Here is a 16889-nt window from a genome sequence, read left to right as displayed (position 1 = left end):
AGATGAGGTGCAAGAGTACGGGGGGGGCGTTAGCAAATAGCTCTTTTCTTTGGGAGAAAGCGTGGGAGTGTTTTTCTCAATTTAATACCCAGTTTATTAAATCGCGTCTACAGTAGATTACAGTGTGTAAGAGAAACTCAGGATGAGTGTTGCTCGCTAAAAGGTATCGAACAAGCATATACAAGGGAGTATGTAATGCGTCTTCTCATCTGGATATCTTTACTGCTACCAAACCTGTTTACTCAGGTGATTGGGGCAGAGCGTACGCCCAAGTCCATCGCTTTTTATTACAACAGCATTGATTCAGTATGTGAGCTGATGATCTATGACAGGGTGGTCGTGACGCCCAATGTAATATCCCAGCAACAGATAGCAAGCTTACATCAAGCCGGCACCCAAGTTTTTGCCTACCTCAGTATCGGGGAATATGACGGCAAAACACTGCCGCAGTCGTTAACAGAGGTTTCCCCAGTACAAAACGTCAGTTGGCAAAGTCATGTGATGGACTTGTCTGCCGTTGAGTGGCAGGAGCATATTGCCGCACTTGCAGCCGAGTATCTGCGGCAAGGCTTTGATGGCCTCTTTCTTGACACCCTCGACAGTTATCAACTGTTTGCTAAGCAAGCCGCGGACAAAACTAAGCAACAACAGGCGCTAGTACAAATCATTCAGGATTTGGCCGCGCTCAAGCCAACACCTACCTTGATACTTAATCGAGGCTTTGAGGTGTTGGAGCTGCTGAGTGGGGTTGTTCATGCTGTAGCTGCGGAGTCTCTTTATCACGCCTACTCTCCGCTCAATGACCATTATCGAAAAGTGAATGCACAGGACCAGGCATGGCTGAGCCAGCAATTAAACAGGGTCAAGGCACTGGGTCTGGAAGTGATCGTGATTGATTATATTCCTGAAAGTGATCAAGGCGCACAACAGGCCGCAGCCCAACGTTTACTCAACGAAGGTTATACCCCCTACATTAGTGACGGCCTCCTGTATCAGTTTGGCGTCAGCACCATGAAGCCGCTAGCAAAACGCCTACCCGAATTTTTCGATGGCAGACCAGATGCCTACCCCTGATCCCTTGATAATGATTGTGCTGCGCCTACGAACCCGACCTATGGTGCAGCGTTGCGGCTTAAGTATGCAGTAACCACACAGCGCACCTGACAGCCCGTTTTATCCGTGATGACGAGTGACACTAAGATTGAATTGAAACGCTAATAGAGAACAACTGACGACGAGAAAAAAATGGAATTATTTTCTAAACGCGTCCTTGAACACGAGCCAAGTAACGGCCAGTTGCATTTGTTGAATCGTCGCACCTTAATAGTGCTGGCGGTCATTATTATTTGGATCTTGTGGTTACTGGCGCCCAGTCAAAGCAGGCTAATACAGCTCTTGCACCAAACAAGCTCACCCCAGGTATCGCGGATTTTTTTACAGCAACTGCATGCCAGAGCCCCCGAAAACGAGGAGCTGAGTAAACTACTGATCGATAATTACGCGCAACTTGGCGAGCTAGACGAGGCCATTGCATTGGCCGGATCAATCCTTGATAAAGATAGCTCGGCACCCGACTGGCCCTTTATCATCCGTTACGCCCAATTATTACAGAATAAATACCATCAAGCTAAAGGCGCATCAGAAACAGAACAGCAAGCCGCCGCGTTAGAAACTGAGCATAAGCTTCAGCAATTTTTTGCTGGAATAGTCTCCCCGACCGAAGCGATGGATGCCAGAGCTCTGGCGGATATCGCGATTTCGATGTCAATGACAGCCAAAGGGGCTGAGTTGTTGTTGCCTCATTTAGAAAGCGGGCACACCAGTCATCAGGAACTGGTGGCGCTGTCACTGCAGATCGCAGACTTTGAGCAAGCCGTGCACCTGCAACAGGCCGCGTTTAAGCAAGCCCCCACCTTAGAAACCGCCACGCGACTGCTGGATTTGTATCTGAGCACTGGGCAAGCGCAGCAAAGCCAAGCATTTATTGCCAATTATCAGGGAGCGTTAAGCAAGAACTTGGATTATCTGCGCCTGACTATCGATCATTCCCGTGCGGTCGGTAATATCGACACGGCACTGGCTCAGTCAAAGATATTGCTGGCCCTCACGCCGAGCAAGGCCTTAAAAGTATCTACTGCCGAGCTGGCCATCGCTGGCGGTGATTTTAAGTTGGCTACCGCTTTGCTTATGGCAGTCAGTGAGACTGATAGCGAGATAGGTGGCTCGGCTACCCACCTTGAACAATTGCATGCCTTATATCGTTGGCAAGGCGATATTGCTGGCGCATCCGGGGTAAGCCGGCTTTTATTGGCGCAGGGAGCAACGCCGGTACAATTGCGCGAAGGCATAGCGGATGCCAACTACCTTGGGGATGTTCCGCTTGAGAGTCTTTATTATCAAAAGTTGGCACAGACAAATCAGCTTAACGCAGCTGAGTATGATGAGGGGCTGAACGCCATCACCCAGGCTCAGGGCACGGTAGCTGCTCTGCAAAGCGCACAAGCGCTGGCGGCATTACGGCCCCATGATACGGCACTCATTATGCATCAGGCTCGACTTTATGCGAGTCTTGGCGATTACCCTAACGTCATCAAGCAGTGGCATAAATTGGCGGCATTGCGCCAGCCCATGCCCACAGAGGCGTTTCTTTTTGCTAACGCCTACATTAAGACAGGCCAAGCCAAGCATGCACTGCAGGTGCTAACCACGACGAGTAATTGGTTGCATGGCGACGATGAATATCTCAGCACGGTGGCAGCCTTGGCTTGGGAGACCCAGCAGCCTGCACTTGCGCAACTGACCAATGAACAATTGGCTGCTCGAGTCAGTAATAAGCTGGATATCTATCGTTATTTAAGCCGCAGTGAGCCGTTAAAGTCCGATGCCGACATAAAGCAATTACTTGGACTTTATCAAGCTAAAGGCAATAGCGCCCCCTTAGTGGCGGCGATTCAGGCCAGTTTGGATAATGAGGATCAGCCAATTTTTGCTCAGCTGGTCGAATTTGCCAGTCAAGATTCGACGCTGACAAATAACACCGTAGTTTTGTTGTATCGAGCCAAGTTGGCCAAAGACACTCAACAGAACGATTCCGCTATGGCACTCTATCGTCAAATACTCGTGCTGGCGCCCGATAATGAGTGGGCGATTAATGGCTTACTGTGGCTGGCCATTGACACCCAAGATCACGCCCTGATGGCCGACATTTATGAGCAGTTTCGCCACACCAAACAAGATCAAAGTGCTTTCTGGCTGACGTTTGCCACCGCAGCCCAGCAGCTGGGTCGACTTGAGGAAGCCAACCTTTGGTATCAGCGCGTATTACTGAGCAATGATCATAATAGTCAGCCCCAGGCTGCGGTATTACTGAATTACGCGACGCTATTGGATAAACAGGGTGAACAGGAAAAAGCGCAGCGAATACGCCATTATCTTGCCAGCCAGCTCAGCGAACAATTGCTGTTATTGCCTGAAGGTGAGATCTCCTATCGTTCTTTAGTGGCCTTGTTTGTGGGGGAGGGGACGGCGCTGCAACTCACCGAGCAAGCGCTAATCAATCAGCAACATCAACCTCCTAACCATAGGCTTGCTCAAGAGTTGTTTGGCTACTATCTGACACTTGGCAAGCCGGACAGCGTGCAAGCTTGGCATCAAGACGCCGCTTTTAGTGGCTATGCCTTACCGGATTGGCAAAAGTTGGCGCTGGCTATGCGAGCCAAAGACCAAGCGGCCATACACGCCTTGCTGGAGCAGTCCATCACGCTTTCGGTGGCTGACCGAAATACCGCTTTGCAGTTAACGGGCCAGCAGACCGCAGCTTGGCAACACGGAGAAGCCTTGCTCGGTAAGTTGAAAGATCCGCAAGTCGAACGGCAATTGCGCCAAACATATGTTGGCCTGCATCCAGATCAAGTCACTGGGGTTAGCGCTCGCGCAGCTCATAACACTGAATGGGAAATTACCCGTTACAGCCTTAATTATTTTGCGCCCTATCAGCCGGATAGTTGGCAGCAAGGCAACTGGCGTTTGGGCACAGACCTGCAAACCGCGACCATGCCGGCTCAGCTGTTAGGTCTTGAGCGAAAAGACGAAACGCGTCTGCGCGCTGGCACGCTTTATCTAAATCCGTTTGCACCAGACGCCTTGATAAATCATCAAGATAGCCGCTGGTCGTTTGGCATTGATGTGGCCGATGGCCTTGGCGACCAGCGCTTAGGATTAGCGACCGAGTATCTGCAGCGTTTGAATGACGATTGGGCAGTTTCACTGCGCTTAGCCGTTAACGCTCCCGTTGAAACCAGTCAACTGCTTACGCTCACCGGTAAAGACAATACCGCAGGTGTTGGCTTTAGTTATCAGCCCACACCCCGTGAAGCCCTCTCGGCTCAGTTCGACTGGCATGACATCAGCAACCGCTTTGGTGATGACATAGCGCAAGGCTGGAGCCTTAACGTGCGGGCCAGTGAGCAATTATTTTTTAATGATCCCGCTTGGCAAGTCTATACCAGCCTCGCCATGCAACAGCTTGAGCTCAGTGATGAGCCGCTTGACGGCATTAATACACAGCTACAAGGCCCAGCCCCACTCACCAGTGGCGACTTTGTCAGTGAGGATTATCAGCGTTTGGCCGTGGGCCAGCGTTTGTGGCATGGCACGCCGGGTTTGCCAGGGTCAACTGTGCCAGCGCCCCGTTATTGGCTAGATACTTCCCTTGGTTACAACGTCACTACTCAGCAACCTGATATAGCCGTGTCGGCGGGCTTGGGCGTGCAAGTGCTCGGTAATGATGAGGTCTCGTTGTCGGTCGACTGGCAGAGTCAGGACCAAAATGGGGATCAAGCTTTGATTTTTTCGTTGGGTTATTCCTATCGTTTTTAAGGGCGCCAAACTATGCAAATACACATGCAAACAAACACGCAAACAAACACCAAGCACATCATAAAAATAACATGGTTACTTGCGGCAAGCTTGGCGCTGGCCGCCTGTGCTCATTATCAGGTGCCCGCCAGCCCAACGTTTGCGGCCCATAGCCGCTGGGCAATTATGCCGATGGTTAATAACTCCAATACGCCGCTGGCGGCGGAAAAAGCCGAGCAAATTCTCGGCGCCGCGCTTTATGCGAAGGGCATTAACGCCACCTTTTATCCGGCCAGCGAGGCTAACGACTTAGCCAGTATTCTTGACAGTCATGCCCGGCAAAAAAAGGCTCAGGCTTGGCTGGCCCGCCAGCAGTTTGATTACGTGATCACAGGCTCAGTAGAAGAATGGCATTACAAGAGCGGTTTGGATGGTGAGCCTGCAGTAGGCATTACGCTGCACGTGCAATCTGCAGCTGATCATGTCACCCAATGGCGAGCGAGTGGCGCGTTAAGCGGTTGGGGGCGAGAGAGCGTGACTGGCGTCGGCCAAAAAGTGATCAGCGAATTACTGGAAGGCTTAAAGGTAGAACGAAACCAATAATATAAAGGGCGAGAATAACCTATGAGCACTTTACAAAAGCGGTTAGCGTCAGGTTTTAAACGCAATGGTATGGCCTGGCTAGAGACCTGTGCGGTTGCAGTCATTGCTCTTTATATCTGGTTACAAACGGGCGGCCCCCAGCTTGCATCTACCCAGATATTTTTCTGGCCTTTGCTGGGTCCTTTGCTGGTGGCATTACGTTATGGTTTTGCTAAAGGGGTGAGCTGTGCGCTTTTGATGCTGGCGGGGTTGGCAAGTTTGATGAACAGTCAAGGTGAGCTGGCCCTTTTTCCACCCTCAATCGCGGTGGGGGTGTTGCTGGTCGCCATGTTGGCGGGTGAGTTTCATGACTACTGGCAGAAGTTGAATAATAAACGTTTTCTTGAACATCAGCAGATGACTCATAAATTGGAGAGCTTTACCCAAAACTACCATTTACTCAAAGTTTCCCATGATAAGTTGGAGCAAAGAGCGGCGGGGCAGACCGTCAGTCTACGTGCCAGTATTAGTGCGCTGCAGCAATTGGCGATCGCACCTAGCAGCAACCGCTTTGATAAACTCGGACAGCCGATCTTGCATCTGTTAGCCGAAATAGGCGGCTTAGAAGTCGCTGGGATTTATCAGGTGATCAACGGCAAACTGGATGCCGAACATAGCGCTAGGCTCGGTGACTATCATGCGCTGGATCTTAATGATCCCATGTTGCAAGACATGCTGAGCCAGCGCACCTTGCTGTCGGTCGCCAGAATGGAGACTTCCCAGACCTCGCAGTCTCGTTATCAGCTCTGTATTCCTTTGCTCGATACCCAGCAAATGCTGCAAGCGATTGTGGTGGTAGAAAGTGCCAAGTTCTTTCAGCAAACGCTCGCCAATCATGCCTTGCTCTCCTTGGTTGCCAGCCACGCCGCCAATCTGCTGAGCGACACCTTAGTTACCCCCCTCTTTGCATCGCAGCACAGCGACCTCTTCTTGGAATACTTAGCGCAGGCTGAGCAGAACCTGCGCCAGTTTGGCATCGATAGTCAGTTGGTATTGTGCAAGGCCAGTAATTTGCTGCAGAAAAAACGCCTAGATGCCATCGTTAATCATCGTCGTGGCGCCGATATTTACTGGGCCTGTCAATCTGCCACTGCAGGGCCTGCATTGTTTGTATTGTTGCCGCTCTCGTCGGCCGCCGACGCCCAGCAGTATATACAGCGGGTCGCACCTTTATTTGGCCTGGGAGCGAGCGCATCGCGCTCGGATTTCGCTATGCAAGGGCCTTTTTCTATCAAGCAGGATCTTAAGCAAATCAAGATCCTTATCGACCAATATGGAGTGTGCGATGAAAATCTTGCTGTTAATGCAGGCCATAGCCGTTGAAAGCCTCGGTCTTTATCTGCTGGCCAGCACTCCTCTAACACTATCAGATTGGTGGTGGCCGTTGGCGTGCCACGGACTGGCTTGCCTCAGCTTTACAGGCTGGTGCTGCTTGATACTGCCGAAAAAATACAGCGAACCGCGGTGGGGATCATTTTGCGCCTTGCTGTTATTTAGCTTGTTGCTGCCAGTGGTCGGCATAGTGGGCATGGCGTGTTCAATATTGCTGGCAGGGTATTTTCCTAAGCTACAGCAGCAATACCAGTGGCAGTCCATAGAGGCATTAGCACTGCCGCCAAGCTCTAGGGATCTGATGACCCAGACTCAATTCGGAACGGGATCGCTGAGAAATATACTGCTGTACCATGACTCGCCAGAGCAGCGCTGTCAGGCCGTGTCTGCTATTAGCCTACTGCCTCGCCAACAGTCTGTGCCTTTGCTCCAACTGGCGCTAAAAGATGTCTCTGATGACACGCGTTTGTTGGCGTATGCGGCGCTGGAAACCATTGAAAATAGCATTAACGAACAAATTTCTCGCTGCCAACAGCGCTATGAGCAGCTGTTGGCAGATACTGAACATGGCTCCATTCTCGCTGTAACTCCTTCTCAAGCCCACACCACCGCTCATGATCTAGCTTACGACATAGCCCAGCATTACTGGGAGCTGTGCTACTTGGGTATTGCGGAAGGTATCTTAAAAAAACACTACCTCACCCAAGCCGAGCAGTATCTTAGGCGCTCACTTGCAGATACTCGTCGTGGGGCCTATGGCCTGTTGCTGGGCCGAGTGCTACTAGCACAACGGCGAGCCGAGGAAGCCCTTCCTTATTTAACGCATGCCTTGGAGCAAGGTTTAAGGCTGGATCTGGTGCTGCCTTATTTGGCTGAGGCCGCTTATCTGGCAAAGGACTATGGTCAGGTTCGAGCCTATCTCTTTGCTTTGGCGGATAATAATAACAACCAATTAGCTCAGCTCAAGGAGTATTGGTTATGACCAAAAAAGTTGATATCTGTCTATTACTAGAGGGGACTTACCCTTATGTGCGGGGGGGCGTTTCTTGCTGGCTGCATCAAATTATCAGCGGTTTGCCTGAGTACAGCTTCCATCTTATTTTTTTGGGTGGCAAGCCTGAGTCTTACGGGGCGCCTGCCTATGAGTTACCGAACAACGTGGTTGGCTTTGAAGCACATTACTTGTTTCATACGCCCAAGCAAACGCCGCCCAAACCGCGCGCGGGTGACGCCGCTATATTCCAGCAATGGGAACAACTTATCTCTTATTTGGAAGACGCCTCTGGGCCAATTAGCGCCGAATTATTGGAGGGCTTGTTTTCACAGCTTGGCAAGCATCAGCGGCTGTCTTTGGAGGACTTTCTCTGCAGCCGCGCTTCTTGGGACGTACTGAGCAAGCGCTACTTGCATACCTCACCCGACCAGTCTTTTGTCGATTATTTCTGGACCTATCGCAATGTCCATCAACCTTTATTTACGCTGGCACACATTGCGAGAAACCTGCCCGACGCTCAGGTTTTTCATACTCTTTCTACCGGTTATGCCGGTTTATTAGGCGCGCTTTGCAAGCAAAAAACCAAACGGCCCTTCATCATTACCGAGCACGGCATTTACACCAAGGAGCGAAAAATCGATTTGGCTCAAGCGAGTTGGATCCCTGACCGGCACAGCCTGATTGATACCAGCATGCACAAAGACATGGGCCAGACCCGAAAAACTTGGGTCCGCTTTTTCGAACAGTTGGGGCTTACCGCCTATCATCAGGCCGACAACATTATTTCCTTGTTCGAAGGCAACCGCCATCGGCAACACTCAGATGGCGCACCAATAGAAAAAACCAAGGTGATCGTCAATGGCATAGATGTCGAGCGTTTTGCCAACGCCTACGCTCAACGACCGACTACGCCGCCGTTAGTGGTAGGGCTTATCGGGCGCGTGGTGCCGATCAAGGATATCAAAACCTTTGTGCGTGCCATTCGGGGAGCCGTCGAAGTCTTGCCCGCGCTACAAGGCTGGATTATTGGGCCCACGGCAGAAGATCCCGCTTATGTACGCGAGTGCGAGCTACTGATTGAAAGCTTAGGGCTAACGGAGCATATCAAATTGCTGGGTAGCCAGAATGTGGCTGAGATGATGCCTAAGCTTGGGGTGGTCATGCTCACCTCCATCAGCGAAGCTCAGCCCTTGGTGCTGCTGGAGGCCATGGCCTCAGGCATACCTTGTATTACTACGCAAGTGGGGGCCTGTAGCGAAATTATTGATGGCGCAAGCGGAGAAGATGCTGCTTTGGGAGCGGCAGGCACCATTATTCAGATTGCTAATCCAGCACAGGCGGCACACGCCATCATAGACACCTTGACCAATACCGCCCAATGGCAAAAAACCGGTGATATTGGTAAGCAACGCGTCACTCGCTATTACCATGAAGCAGATATGTACGGCGCCTACCGCACACTTTATCAGGAGGCTATCCATGGCGGGAATCGGCTTTGAACTGCGTAAAATACTCAAGAGAAATACGCTGCTTTGCGTAGTAGAAGCTTATGGCTTGGCGGGTATTATTAGCTCAGGACCTTGGGTTGTCTCTATTCTGGCGTTGCTGACCATAGGTTTGCTTGGTATGGGCTCGGCCTTTCCAACCTATGAGATTATTCAGTTTCTCATTATCGTCACCTATCTGATGGCCGGCTCCTTGATCATCAGCGGTATTTTTCAGCTATTACTCACCCGCTTTATTTCCGACCGGCTCTATGCCAAAGAAGACGATCAGGTACTGCCTAACTTACTGGGTGCCATGCTAGTGACCAGTGTACTTGCCAGCTTGGTTGGCATCGTCGTGATGAGCGCCGCCGATACCCTGACCCCCATGATGAAAGTGACCACTTTTACTAGCTTGGTGCTCTTGTGTAACCAGTGGCTGCTTATTATTTTTCTCAGTGGGATGAAAAAATACTACCGGATCTTACTCGCGATGGCGTTGAGTTATGCTCTGATGATAGTGCTGAGCCTGACCATTCCTAAGCTTAACCTGCTCGGTTTGCTACTGATTTTCTGCTTTTGCCAAGCCTTACTGACCTTTACGTTTCTGTTTTTTGTGCTGAGGGATTTTCCTGCTCGACAGCTAATAGCATTTGATTTTTTGCATCCTAGCAAAGCGTTTTATTCGCTGATGGCCTGCGGTGTCTTCTATAACCTCGGGGTCTGGCTAGACAAGTTCGTGTTCTGGTTTCGTGAGGAAACATCTCATGTCGTCATAGCGCCATTTCGCGCCTCCTACATTTATGATTTACCTATCTTCATTGCCTATCTGGCGATTGTACCCGGCATGGCGGTATTCATGCTGCGCATGGAAACCAGCTTTGCTCATGCCTGCCTGACGTTCTATGCCACCGTTAGAAAAGGGGCCACCTTAACGCGCATTCGCCAACTGAGAGATAACATGGTGCTGTCTTGCCAGCAGAGCATTTATGCCATTTTTAAGGTACAGGGGATGGCGCTGATATTACTGCTGCTCTGCGCCGAGGATATTTTGAGCTTACTGCACATAGATCTCACCTATCTGCATCTGTTTCACATTATGTTGGTCGGCGTCAGCCTGCAGGTGTTGGTGATGGCAATTTTGAACGTCATGTACTATCTCGACCGCCGGTATGGCGCCTTATGCCTGACCTTGTTGATGATGTGTAGCAACCTAGCGCTGGCCAATGTCAGCATTGATCTTGGGCCCATTTTTTATGGCTATGGGTTTGCCATCACTATGTTAGCAACCACACTGGTAGGCTTGGTGATGCTCAACAAACAGTTTAACGACTTGGAGTATCGAACCTTTATGTTACAGCCTTCTTAACTATCGTTAGAGCGCTAAACGAACATAACGCCAGTAGTCTGTGTGTCGTTAATGTGTGGCATGCCTGATGATTATCAGTAGCTGAAGTCTATAAATCGTAGGATTTTAAAGGAGTAAAAGATGACGATTTTGATAACAGGAGGAGTCGGTTACATTGGCTCACATACGCTGGTGGAATTGCTCAACGATGGCCAGCAGGTGTTGATATTGGATAACTTATGTAATGCCTCAAAAGAGTCATTGCGGCGTGTGATGAGGATCACCGGTCAGCTGCCTCATTTTGTAGAAGGTGATATTCGTGATGCGGTTTTGCTTGATAGGTTATTTCACGAGCACAGCATTGATGCCGTCATGCACTTTGCCGGTCTAAAAGCCGTGGGCGAGAGTGTGGCTCAGCCACTGCGTTATTATGATAACAACGTAAATGGCACCTTAGTGCTGGTGAATGCCATGCAAAAAGCGGGGGTGTTCAAGCTGGTATTCAGCTCGTCTGCCACTGTGTATGGCGAACCTCAGTGCATGCCGATTACCGAAGACTGCGCCGTGGGAGGAACAACGAATCCCTATGGCACCTCTAAACTCGTAGTCGAAAAAATACTGCAAGATGTGGCCAACTCGGACTCGCGTTGGGCGATGGCCTTGCTGCGTTATTTTAATCCGGTAGGTGCCCATGAGTCGGGCTTGATCGGGGAAAACCCAAACGGTATTCCCTGTAATTTACTGCCTTATATTAGCCAAGTGGCGTTAGGGAAATTAACCGCCTTGGCGGTGTTTGGACATGATTACGCGACCTTAGATGGCACAGGCGTGCGTGACTACATTCATGTGATGGATTTGGCGAAGGGCCACCTAAAAGCGCTCATACGTATTGCCAAACACACAGGCGTTAGCATTTATAATCTGGGCACAGGGCAGGGCTATTCGGTGCTGCAAATGGTGAAAGCCTTTGAACAGGCCAGTGGTCAGCCGGTGCCGTTTAACCTAGTACCTCGTCGGCTAGGTGATGTTGCCGAGTGTTGGGCCGATCCGACTAAAGCGCGACTTGAGCTGGGCTGGCAAGCCGAACGTGGCCTAGCACAAATGATGACTGATGCGTGGCGTTGGCAGTCGCAAAACCCCAGTGGGTTTTAGTCGGCAGAGTTTAAAAACGGTGTTGCATGGTCGGCTGTTAGTGGCGGGTAAAGCATGCAGTCAAATAAAGGCCTGTATTGACACCGTAAGTTAGTCATAAGCTATCGGTAACCCATTACTCATGCAAAAAAGCAGCTAAATAAGTGAGTTAACTTTATTTAGCTGCTTTTTAATTTAATTCGTACTCAAATATGTACGCGCTTACCCAAACGTTGTTAGAGGCCGAGCGCTTCATGGAATTATTGATAGATGTTAATTAGCAATTATACACACCTACCGCACAGCGTCTTACGGTTCTGCGAGCTACGCCTGCCACGCTCACTGGGGTTAGCGGCCTACCCACCCGAGCTTGCGCCGAGGATATAGGGCTTTCAAAACCTGGAATGGATAACTGAGCGCCCATTTCTGCACCCGCAAAGCCAATAACAGCCATCACTACTGTCAGGCCAATTCGTTTGAGTTTATTCATTGTGCTGCTCCTTCACTGTGCTTGAAGTTTTCTGGTAAGTGACTGGCGTCAGACAGTTTTTCTAACTTAACCAAAGCGGCATCCGTGCGATTTTTAAAGCTGTAATCCCGTGCCGCTACCGCATCGCCCGTTTGCCAATTACGGGTTTGTATGCTGTATTGCGGGCCATTTTTTACTTGTTTGGAGGTAATCACATATCTAACGGGATAGGGGGTGTCGCCTTGAGCAATCCAAATTTGCCAGTCCACTTCGTCGGTACGAAAGGCCAAAGAGTCACACTCCACGCCGTTCACTACGCCTGTGCCTAAGTCTTTTATATCAGTCACGTTTTCTAAGAGCACCACAGAGGTATTAGTTAACAGTAAGTCTGCGGCGGGCATAGGGACGTGATAGACATTTTTGAGTTCATCAATCAGCTTGTCAGTATCTCCCTCTATTTTCATTTGCGCATACTGATTGGCATCTTTGCCTAATACGCTCAGCGTTTTACCGTCGAAACTCATCTCCACATTGGCGAAACCGCCAAAGCGCGTGGCGTAAAGTTTATTGGGTCTTTGCAGGGAAGCTGAACCTGAACTGGCGATGCCGATGATTTGGTTGTCAGCTGTGACTATGTCTAGTACAGCATCGTAGTCAAACGAGTAGGCTTGCTGGGCATCCAGATAATCGGACATGTTTTTAAGTAATTGTTTAGCATCGTTTTCATCAGCAGTCGTGAGCGGCGAGCCGAGTACGAAAAATAGCGCAAGAACGCCAGTTAGCATCTGGCTTGCGGTGACGCGCGAATAACAGGTCGGTTGTTTAAACATAGGATGGCACCTTTATAGGTAGGGCTATAAAGCCGAGCGGGGTCGAATCAAGTGTAGTCTTGGCTTAAATCTTCTGCAGATAGAATAAAGCTAGGCGCACTCAAAACGTCAGTAGCGAAAAGGCTAATAATAAACACCAGCCACTTAATAAAACTGAATACTCTCGAGGGAAGATGCAGTGCGGGAATGGCGGGAAACCAAGCTAAAGAAATTAAGCAAGGGGCAGCATCCTCAACTAGTATTCGATTAGCCAAAAACTACGATAATAAAAAATATTCTATATCTTACTTTTAAGATTTTGGGTTTGTGATGCGCTGAGTGATAGTTTTCGGTTGTGCTTGTCCAAATACAATATGGTCTGGAGATTGCCATGAAAACCCTAAATATTACCTGCAATGGATTAGTGCTGGGTGTGTGTTTGGTTTTAGGTAGCGTATTTTTTTCATGCTCGAGCGTGGCACAAACTGAATCGGGTGCTAGGCCCAAAATTGGCTTGGCATTAAGCGGTGGCGGTGCCCGTGGCACGGCCCATGTGGGAGTGATCAGAGTACTTGAACAAATGCATATCCCTATCGACTACATAGCCGGCACCAGCATGGGTTCTATTATTGGCGGCTTATACGCATCAGGCATGACGGTGGACGAGATAGAAGCCACACTCAAGACCATGGACTGGGAGCATATTTTTAATGACGATCCCCCGCGTAAAGATCGCTCGTTTCGTCGCAAACGCGATGACAATTTGTACTTTGTCAAAGCTAAGCCCGGCATTACAGACCAGGGTGAATTGAAGTTTCCGACCGGTGCTGTTCAAGGGCAAAAGTTCGATCTGGCGTTACGTGAACTCACCTTACCCATCTCGACCACCACGGACTTTGATAAGCTGTATATTCCCTTTCGCGCGGTTGCCTCAGACATTGAAACGGGCACTAAAGTGGTACTGAGCTCCGGCGATCTGGCCACCGCCATGCGCGCCAGTATGTCTGTGCCCGGCGCATTTGCGGCTACTAAAATTGACGGTAAATTGCTGGTGGACGGTGGCATCACCGACAATATCCCCATAGATGTAGTACGTGATATGGGCGCCGACATTGTGATTGCCGTCGATATTAGTAGCCCTTATATGCCGGGCGAGGATGTAGATAATTTATTCCAGATCACCCTGCAGCTGACTTCGATTTTAACCCGCGTCAATGCCGACCGCCAGATTGCCACCTTAACTGGACGTGATGTATTGATCGTGCCCAAACTGGGCGATATTACCAGCAGTGATTTTACGCGATCCCAAGAGGCAATAGTGAAAGGACAGGAGGCCGCAGACACACAGCGAGCTAAGCTGACCGGTTTGTCCTTATCAGTATCTAGATATCAAGATTATCTGGCGATGCGCAGTGCCCGTCCCGCTAAACAGCTGCCAGTCGTGAATTTTATTCGCGTCGAAAACGACTCAAACGTCAGTGATGGTATGGTCCGTGACCGACTGCATCAACCTATTGGTGAGACCTTAGATCCGTTATTGCTAAATCAGGATCTCAGTACCATTTATGGGCTGGATCTATTCCAAACCGTGCAATACGACATTATCGAAGAGGATAACCAAACGGGGCTATTAGTCGATGCTCAAGCCCGCAGTTGGGGACCTAACTATCTCCAATTAGGTCTCCAGCTATCCAGCGATGAGCTGGGTCAGAGTAGCTATAATTTGGGGCTTGCCTACTTACGTACTGGCATTAACCCCTTGAACGGTGAGCTGCGCCTTGGTACTCAGCTGGGCGCTGAGCCTTTGATTGTAGGCGAGTGGTACCAACCGCTGGACACGCTGTCGCGATATTTTGTTGATACCAGCCTGCGCTATGGTGTGCAGAATATAGGTATCTATGACGCAGACCTAAAAAATGTCGCCGATTATCGCGTTTATAACGGGCAAGCTGATTTAGCTTTTGGCCGAGAAATCAGTGTTTACAGTGAGGCACGACTGGGTTATCGCTATAATACGGGGCAGGTTAAGCTAGAAACAGGGCTGCCCCAGTTGCCGGAATTTAGTTTTGATACATCAAAAATTTACGGCAGTCTTTTTTTTGACCGACTGGATAATTTCGACTTCCCCAGTGATGGTTGGCTCAGTCGCTTGGAATATAGTACTGCGCGTGAGGACCTTGGTAATGATACCAGTTTCGATCAGTTTACCGTGGGCGGCAATCAGTTCTTTACCATAGCTGACGAGCATATTTTTGGCCTAGGTGGATTTGTGAACACGACGGTGAGCGGCACAGCCGAAATCCAGGATCGTTATCGCTTAGGTGGCTTCCTCAATCTGTCTGGCTTTGCTGATAATTCATTAAGCGGCCAGCAAGCGGCAGTGGTCTCTGCACTCTACTACCGACGTTTCCAACCCTCTCGGCTATTAAACTGGTATCTCGGCGGCTCGTTAGAATATGGCGGCGTCTGGGAAGATAAAGAGGATATAGGTACCGATGGTATTGCTGCCGGCAGTGTATTTCTAGGCGCAGATACGCCGATCGGACCTGTGTATTTGGGTGTGGGGCATGCCGAGGGAGGAAACAACGCTATATTCTTCTATCTAGCCAGACCTCTTTTCTATTAAAAAATGATGTCTAATTTTTTATGTTTATATTTTCCATATTGAGGTTTAAATGAATCCAGATTAATAAGCGCATGTGATTAATATGATTTATTTTAAAGTTTAATTTGTGTTTATTTAAAGTTCTGCTAATAAAGTTTCATTTGCATCTATATTTATAAGGTTAATTTATTTTTATCCTTGTGATCGCTAATTTTTTAATTATTAATTTAGTAACTGTAAAAAAATTAACTATGCTCTTAGCATTGTATGGAGATATTCATTTTACCAATGGAGATAGGGACATGGCACCACCATTAAAATATACCCTGCTAAAGTGCTGTCATCTAAAAAAGTACTGTCATCTAAATTACACCCTGTCTTTAAGATATATCAGCCCGCTGAGTCTATTGCTTGTCATTGGGTGGGCTGGATCTTCATCGGCATTTGCCCAAGGCTCAGCCGATGAACTGGCCAAACAATTAGCCAATCCTATCGCTAGCCTCATTAGTGTACCTATGCAGTTGAACTACGACGATGGTATAGGAGCGCTCGATAAAGGCTACAAATTTACTCTCAATGTGCAGCCCGTTATTCCGGTTTCTATCGGTGATGACTGGAACATGATTTCGCGCACCATATTGCCGATTGCGTTTCAAGAAAACATCTTTCCAGAAGCGGGTAATCAATTTGGTCTTGGTGATACCACTCAGAGCTTGTTTTTCTCGCCCAAGGAGTTAACCGCCAGTGGCTGGACGTGGGGGGCGGGCCCGGCTTTGCTCATTCCCACGGCGACCGATGAGCTGCTGGGCGCAGAAAAGTGGGGCGCAGGGCCGACTGCGGTCGTGCTTAAACAAACCACGAACGGCTGGACCTATGGTGGCTTGGCGAATCATATTTGGTCATTTGCCGGTGACAGTGATCGCAATGATATCAACGCTACTTATTTGCAGCCATTTTTGGCCAAAGGCCTTGGTCAAGGGCGTACCATTAATGCCTCATTAGAGTCTACATATAACTGGGAAGACGATCAGTGGACGGTGCCGTTAAACCTTGCTTACAGCAAGGTTACAAAAATTGGCTCACAAATGGTCAGTTTTCAAGGTGGTGCGCGTTACTACTTAGAGGCTCCCGATAATGGCGCTGAGTGGGGGCTGCGTTTTACGGTGACCTTGCTGTATCCGAATAAGAGTTAGTGCTAGCGCTTAATTAACGGGTCTG

At 49.4% G+C, this 16889-nt stretch carries 12 protein-coding genes; 10 read left to right on the top strand and 2 right to left on the bottom strand.

The window, feature by feature from the left end:
• Window positions 1-195 precede the first annotated feature (195 nt).
• The 8 genes from ACEN2G_RS08455 to galE all read left to right on the top strand — a co-directional run bounded on the left by ACEN2G_RS08455 (window position 196) and on the right by galE (window position 11809).
• Window positions 196-1074 (top strand): endo alpha-1,4 polygalactosaminidase, encoded by an 879-nt coding sequence (locus ACEN2G_RS08455; protein ID WP_442021044.1) that lies wholly within the window; start codon window positions 196-198, stop codon window positions 1072-1074.
• 171 nt (window positions 1075-1245) lie between these two features.
• Window positions 1246-4878: a tetratricopeptide repeat protein gene (locus tag ACEN2G_RS08450; protein ID WP_442021043.1), complete on the top strand. Its 3633-nt coding sequence runs from the start codon at window positions 1246-1248 to the stop codon at window positions 4876-4878.
• Window positions 4879-4902: 24 nt separating this feature from the next.
• Window positions 4903-5460: a hypothetical protein gene (locus tag ACEN2G_RS08445; RefSeq protein ID WP_442021042.1), complete on the top strand. Its 558-nt coding sequence runs from the start codon at window positions 4903-4905 to the stop codon at window positions 5458-5460.
• A gap of 21 nt (window positions 5461-5481) precedes the next feature.
• Window positions 5482-6822: a PelD GGDEF domain-containing protein gene (locus ACEN2G_RS08440; RefSeq protein ID WP_442021041.1), complete on the top strand. Its 1341-nt coding sequence runs from the start codon at window positions 5482-5484 to the stop codon at window positions 6820-6822.
• Window positions 6785-7813 carry a hypothetical protein gene (locus ACEN2G_RS08435; RefSeq protein ID WP_442021040.1) on the top strand — a complete coding sequence of 343 codons (1029 nt, stop codon included), beginning with the start codon at window positions 6785-6787 and terminating at the stop codon, window positions 7811-7813. The genes ACEN2G_RS08440 and ACEN2G_RS08435 overlap by 38 nt, the downstream gene beginning before the upstream one ends.
• Window positions 7810-9324: a GT4 family glycosyltransferase PelF gene (gene pelF / locus ACEN2G_RS08430; protein WP_442021039.1), complete on the top strand. Its 1515-nt coding sequence runs from the start codon at window positions 7810-7812 to the stop codon at window positions 9322-9324. Before ACEN2G_RS08435 ends, pelF begins: the two co-directional genes overlap by 4 nt.
• Complete coding sequence (gene pelG / locus ACEN2G_RS08425) at window positions 9305-10678, top strand: exopolysaccharide Pel transporter PelG (RefSeq protein WP_442021038.1); 1374 nt, start codon at window positions 9305-9307, stop codon at window positions 10676-10678. The genes pelF and pelG overlap by 20 nt, the downstream gene beginning before the upstream one ends.
• 120 nt (window positions 10679-10798) lie before the next feature.
• A complete protein-coding gene (gene galE, locus ACEN2G_RS08420; protein WP_442021037.1) occupies window positions 10799-11809 on the top strand; it encodes a UDP-glucose 4-epimerase GalE in 1011 nt (336 codons plus the stop codon).
• 256 nt (window positions 11810-12065) lie between these two features.
• Here the strand turns inward: galE and ACEN2G_RS08415 are convergent, their stop codons facing one another.
• Both ACEN2G_RS08415 and ACEN2G_RS08410 read right to left on the bottom strand, forming a co-directional pair.
• Window positions 12066-12278: a hypothetical protein gene (locus ACEN2G_RS08415; RefSeq protein ID WP_442021036.1), complete on the bottom strand. Its 213-nt coding sequence runs from the start codon at window positions 12276-12278 to the stop codon at window positions 12066-12068.
• Window positions 12275-13087 carry a DUF2092 domain-containing protein gene (locus tag ACEN2G_RS08410; protein ID WP_442021035.1) on the bottom strand — a complete coding sequence of 271 codons (813 nt, stop codon included), beginning with the start codon at window positions 13085-13087 and terminating at the stop codon, window positions 12275-12277. Before ACEN2G_RS08410 ends, ACEN2G_RS08415 begins: the two co-directional genes overlap by 4 nt.
• Window positions 13088-13457: 370 nt before the next feature.
• Between ACEN2G_RS08410 and ACEN2G_RS08405 the strand changes: the two genes are divergently transcribed.
• Together ACEN2G_RS08405 and ACEN2G_RS08400 are read left to right on the top strand one after the other, a co-directional pair.
• Window positions 13458-15692 carry a patatin-like phospholipase family protein gene (locus tag ACEN2G_RS08405; RefSeq protein ID WP_442021034.1) on the top strand — a complete coding sequence of 745 codons (2235 nt, stop codon included), beginning with the start codon at window positions 13458-13460 and terminating at the stop codon, window positions 15690-15692.
• Window positions 15693-15973: 281 nt separating this feature from the next.
• Window positions 15974-16864, top strand: a complete 891-nt coding sequence (locus tag ACEN2G_RS08400; RefSeq protein ID WP_442021033.1) for a hypothetical protein — start codon at window positions 15974-15976, stop codon at window positions 16862-16864.
• Window positions 16865-16889: the final 25 nt, after the last annotated feature.

The organism is Oceanisphaera sp. W20_SRM_FM3 (genome assembly GCF_052119705.1).
Lineage (GTDB): Bacteria > Pseudomonadota > Gammaproteobacteria > Enterobacterales > Aeromonadaceae > Oceanimonas.
This window is presented reverse-complemented; position numbering and strand designations above follow the sequence as displayed.